Source organism: Peribacillus sp. P4_C12, assembly GCF_056402095.1.
Map to the genome: position 1 here is coordinate 1 of NZ_JBFUIB010000240.1, position 5658 is coordinate 5658.

The window sequence follows — 5658 nt, forward strand, 5'->3', positions numbered from 1 at the left end:
CGAGTAACCGGCTGAAACTTTCGAGTAAATGTCTGAAACTCACGAGTAACGTCCTAAACTCACGAGTAAAGAGCTGAAACTCACGAGTAACCGTCCTAAACTCACGAGTAACCGTCCTAAACTCACGAGTAAATGTCTGAAACTCACGAGTAACCGTCCGAAACTCACGAGTAAATGTCTGAAACTCACGAGTAAAAAGCTGAAACTCACGAGTAAAGAGCTGAAACTCACGAGTAAATGTCTAAACTCGCGAGTAACCGGCTGAAACTTTCGAGTAAATGTCTGAAACTCACGAGTAAAAAGCTGAAAGTCACGAGTAAATGTCTGAAACTTGCGAGTAAAAAGCTGAAACTCACGAGTAACCGTGCTAAACTCACGAGTAAACGTCCAAAACTCACGAGTAAACGTCCAAAACTCACGAGTTAACATCAAAAACCCCCATTTAAGGAACACTACACAATGTACATTCGTAAAGTATGTAGTAAGGTTGAAATAATAAGAGCAAGGAAAAAGAAAGTAGTGAGGGCTTTGAAAGATTTATTGGATGCTAAGAGGAGAGAAATGCTTCAATTAGTGGAGCAGCTTGTGAATATTGATAGTGGTTCTTACACAAAACAGGGAATTGATAAAATTGGTGCGATTTTAAAAACGAAATTTGAGAGTCTTGATTTTATTGTGAATATTGTGGAACAAAAGAATTATGGCAATCAATTAGTTATTCAGCATCGTGATGCGCTTCAACCACATATTCTCGTTGTCGCACATATGGATACAGTTTTTCCAGAAGGGACGGTACAAAAACGTCCTTTTAAAGTGATAGGAGATCGCGCATACGGACCTGGTGTTGCTGATATGAAGGCAAGCTTAGTCGAACTTTTTTATGCGATTCTTTGTATGAAACAGGCAGGGAAGACCGGGTATAAACATATTCAAATCATTCTCAATAGTGATGAAGAGATAGGGTCTCCTTCTTCTGCTTCACTCATTTCAGAGAATGCGGCAAATAAGAAATTTGCGTTAATTCTAGAGCCAGCGAGGTCGGATGGTTCACTTGTTACGGCGAGAAGAGGCTGCGGGCAATTTAAAGTGGACATAGTAGGAGTGTCTGCTCACTCGGGGATTGAACCGGAAAAAGGACGAAGTGCAATTGAAGAATTGGCTCATAAGATTATCGCACTGCACAGGTTAAATGATCTTAAGCAGGGGATAAGTGTAAATGTCGGGATAATTGAAGGTGGTTCAGCTGTCAATACCATTGCCTCCCACGCCGCTGCCTTTGTGGATTTGCGTATCTCAGAAAAAAAACAGGAGGTTATTATCCTAAAACAAATGAAAAAAATCTGTGCTCACACTTATATTGCGGGAACGAAAACGACGCTTAGCGGCAAAATGGACCGGCCACCCATGGAAAAGAACGAACAAACGACCATTCTATTAGAGGCTATCAATCAGGCGGGGCAGGAAATCGGCATCAATATCACCGATACGGCTACGGGTGGAGGTTCAGATGCTTCTTTTACATCTGAATTAGGAATTGCAACCGTAGACGGACTAGGTCCAATTGGCGGGAATGCACATAGTGAAGACGAGTATTTAGAAATTCCTAGCCTGACAGAACGAACACTTCTTTTAGCAACAGTTCTTCAAAAATTGTCTACAATGAACTAGTATACTAATTCCGATAACTCTGCTCATATTTCACTTGTCATAAATGATGTTTATGATATATTGTTAATTGGGAATCTAAATAAGAACAGAATTTATTGGAGTTGAATATATATGCTGCATCAGTTTTCTCGAAATGAATTAGCGATTGGTAAGGAAGGCATAGATATACTGAAAAACACGACCGTTGCTGTTCTAGGTGTAGGTGGCGTGGGTTCCTTTTCAGCTGAGGCATTGGCACGTACAGGAGTAGGTAGAATTATCCTTGTTGATAAAGATGATGTCGACATCACTAATGTGAACAGACAGATTCATGCTCTTCTCTCAACTGTAGGTCAGCCGAAAGCGGAATTGATGAAGACCCGCATTCAAGATATTAATCCGGACTGCGAAGTAATCGCGCTAAAAATGTTCTATACAGAAGAAACGTTTGAGGAGTTCTTCAGTTATAATCTTGACTATGTCATTGATGCATCAGATACGGTCATTTATAAGATGCATGTGATGAAGGAATGCCTGAAACGAAATATTAAGGTGATTTCAAGCATGGGAGCTGCCAATAAAATGGACCCAACCCGTTTCCAAATTGCTGATATTTCTAAAACGCATACAGATCCGCTTGCCAAGGTCATTCGTACAAGATTACGAAAAGAGGGCATCACAAAGGGAATTCCTGTCGTCTTTTCCGATGAAAGCCCGATTGTCATTCGTGAGGATGTTCGAAAAGAAGTCGGAAATGAAAATGCAAAAATCCGTAAAGCTCAAATGCCGCCATCTTCTAATGCATTCGTACCATCTGTAGCTGGCTTAATTGCGGCCAGTTGGGTAATCAATGATATTGTAAAAGACATTGAAGTTCGCCGTGTTAATGACTGACTCTAAATAGAGTCAGTTTTTTTGTCCGTATTATCACGAAAATATTTTTATTAACATTTTTTTCTATGACATATAGACGGAGTCGATAGAATGAGATACACTATTTTCAGAATATTATTTTTATTTAAATATTCTGTCAATGAGAATAATATACTAAATTAGGGGGTTTCAAATGAAGAAGAAGAAAAAGCTAGCAGGAGTGTTTCTATCACTTTCACTAGTAGCTGGGGCGCTGGCAGGTTGTAATAGCGACTCGAAAACTAGCAGTTCAAGTGGAGGCTCATCCACCTCGGGTGACACAATTAAAATTGGTGCCAATCTTGAATTGTCAGGCGGAACTGCATCATTCGGTCAGTCAGCCGCGGATGGTTTGAAATTGGCCATCGAAGAAATTAATAAAGAAGGCATTGACGGAAAAAAGCTAGAAATCATTAAAGTTGATAATAAATCTGATGCAGCAGAAGCTACCAGTGGTTCAATTAAATTAGTCAGTCAGGACAAAGTTGTGGCTGTAGTTGGATCAGCTACAAGCACAAACACTTTGGCACAGGTTCAAGTCGCACAAGATAATAAAGTTCCTCTACTCACACCAACGGCAACAAATCCCGACATAACAAACAAAGCTGGAAAATTAAACGATTATGTGTTCAGAACTTGCTTTATCGATCCATTCCAAGGGACGGTTGCAGCTAATTTCGCATCTGATGATATTGGGGCGAAGACTGCAGCAATCTATGTAGATAGCGCAAGTGATTATTCAAAAGGATTAGCCGCTGCATTTAAAGAAGCATTTACTGCAAACGGCGGTAAAATTGTAGCGGAAGAAGCCTATGTAACGAAAGATACTGATTTCCGCGCAACATTAACACGTATCAAATCTGCAAAACCGGAATTCGTTTTCCTTCCTGGTTATTATGAAGAAGTTGGACTTATCTTAAAGCAAGCTCGTGAAGACGGCATCGACCTTCCATTCATGGGTGGAGATGGCTGGGATTCTCCGAAAGTCGTTGAAATTGCTGGGGCAGAGGCATTGAAAAATACCTTTATCACTAATCACTATTCTCCAGAAGATGAAGATGCAAAAATCCAAGATTTCGTTGCAGCTTACAAAAAGAAATACAATAAAACACCAGATGCTTTTGCTGCCCTTGGCTATGACACTGGGTACTACCTGGCTGACGCTATCAAAAGATCTGGAGATGCTTCTCCCGAAAAAATCAGACAAGCATTGGAAGATGTCAAAGATCTTCAATTAGTATCAGGGACTCTTAACCTCGATGAAAATCATGATCCAATCAAATCGGCTACTATTTTAGAATATGTAGATGGTAAACAAACGTTTAAAACAAAAATCAATCCATAATAGTTAAGCGGATAGGGGGCAAGTCCCCCTATTCTATCTTCACTAAAAAAACACCTTTTCGGGGAGAGTGCAATATGGAACTGATTCAGCAATTGGTAAATGGCATTTCACTCGGCAGCATTTATGCATTGATTGCTCTTGGCTATACGATGGTATACGGGATCGTCAAGCTGATAAACTTTGCTCATGGTGACGTATTTATGGTTGGTTCATTTGTTGGTTTTTACTCCATTACGGTATTGGACTTATCGTTCATCCCTGCTTTATTGATTTCAATGATTGTATGCGCCATATTTGGTGTCTTAATTGAACGTATTGCTTATAAACCCCTTCGAAATGCAACACGGATTGCGGCCTTAATTACGGCTATCGGTGTTTCCCTTCTAATAGAAAATGGTCTGATCTACATCCGTGGCGCTCAGCCAGAAGCCTATCCAAACGATGTCCTTCCGATGGATAAACTCGATATATTAGGAGTTTCCATCAGCAGCCAATCTATATTAATTTTATCCGTATCTATTATTTTAATGATTATCCTACAATTTGTTGTACATAAAACAAAAATCGGCAAAGCCATGCGTGCCGTTTCATTTGATTCCGAAGCGGCTACGCTTATGGGCATCAATGTCAATAATACGATTTCCGCTACCTTCGCAATAGGTTCGGCTCTTGCAGGGGCGGCAGGTGTTATTTTTGGAATCTACTATATTAAGATTGAGCCGTTAATGGGTGTCCTTCCTGGCCTTAAAGCCTTTGTTGCAGCAGTTTTAGGCGGCATTGGTATTATTCCTGGAGCAATGGTCGGCGGTCTACTGCTTGGAGTTATTGAGGCGTTGGTCAGTGCCGCCGGTTACTCTTTATGGCGCGACGGTGTGGCTTTTATCGTACTCATCTTGATTTTAATCTTCTTGCCACAGGGCTTATTCGGTAAAAATAAAAGAGAAAAAGTATAGGGGAGACATAGCGATGACTACTTTAAAGAATTCAAAGGGTTTTTGGCTCTCGATTGTGTTGGCACTTATTTTTTTCTCGGTCATGCAGTTTACCATTTCAAACGGCATGCTCAATCCATTTTATATCAATACGCTCATGTTTATCGGCATCAATATTATGCTGGCAACGAGTCTTCATTTAATCATCGGAATCACCGGACAGTTCTCAATCGGACATGCCGGGTTTTTAGCAGTAGGGGCCTATGCTTCCGCTGTGATGACAATGAAGCTTGAATTACCATTCATTATTGCCTTATTGGCAGGGGGGATTTTAGCCGCTGTAGCAGGTATGGTAATTGGAATTCCGAGCTTACGTCTGAAGGGGGATTACTTGGCGATTGCTACACTTGGATTTGGGGAAATTGTCCGGATAGTCCTTTTGAATATTGATTATGTAGGCGGAGCAAGCGGGATGCAGGTATCTCATTTGACAACGTGGCCATGGGTATTTGCCTGTGTAATGATTACCATTATTGTGATTCGGAATTTCACCAATTCAACCCATGGGCGTGCATGTATTTCCGTAAGAGAAGATGAAACGGCCGCTGACGCGATGGGAATCAATACGACTTATTATAAAGTGGCAGCTTTCGTCATTGGAGCCTTTTTTGCCGGGGTTGCTGGTTCGCTTTACGCTCATAACTTCTATATTATCCAGCCGTCAAATTTCGGTTTCCTAAAATCATTCGATATTCTGATCTTCGTGGTTCTCGGTGGTCTTGGAAGTCTATCAGGTTCAGTTTTGGCCGCGTTTTTATTAAC

General features: G+C 40.8%; 5 protein-coding genes. All 5 read left to right on the forward strand.

Annotated elements, in window-relative coordinates; translation table 11 throughout:
• Positions 1 to 459: 459 nt before the first annotated feature.
• Entirely contained in the window at positions 460 to 1668 is a 1209-nt protein-coding gene (locus AC1DUW_RS19940; protein ID WP_477643272.1) for a M20 family metallopeptidase, read from the forward strand.
• A 111-nt stretch (positions 1669 to 1779) separates the two neighbouring features.
• The gene (locus tag AC1DUW_RS19945; RefSeq protein WP_056528360.1) at positions 1780 to 2541 is read left to right on the forward strand and encodes a tRNA threonylcarbamoyladenosine dehydratase; all 762 of its coding nucleotides are present in this window, start codon (positions 1780 to 1782) and stop codon (positions 2539 to 2541) included.
• Between the two features lie 172 nt (positions 2542 to 2713).
• Positions 2714 to 3904 (forward strand): ABC transporter substrate-binding protein, encoded by a 1191-nt coding sequence (locus AC1DUW_RS19950; RefSeq protein WP_053347116.1) that lies wholly within the window; start codon positions 2714 to 2716, stop codon positions 3902 to 3904.
• Between the two features lie 74 nt (positions 3905 to 3978).
• Positions 3979 to 4857, forward strand: coding sequence for a branched-chain amino acid ABC transporter permease (locus tag AC1DUW_RS19955; protein ID WP_053347115.1), 879 nt, complete (start codon positions 3979 to 3981; stop codon positions 4855 to 4857).
• 13 nt (positions 4858 to 4870) lie between these two features.
• Positions 4871 to 5658: branched-chain amino acid ABC transporter permease (locus AC1DUW_RS19960; RefSeq protein ID WP_477643273.1), on the forward strand; the 788-nt coding region annotated here is incomplete at its 3' end.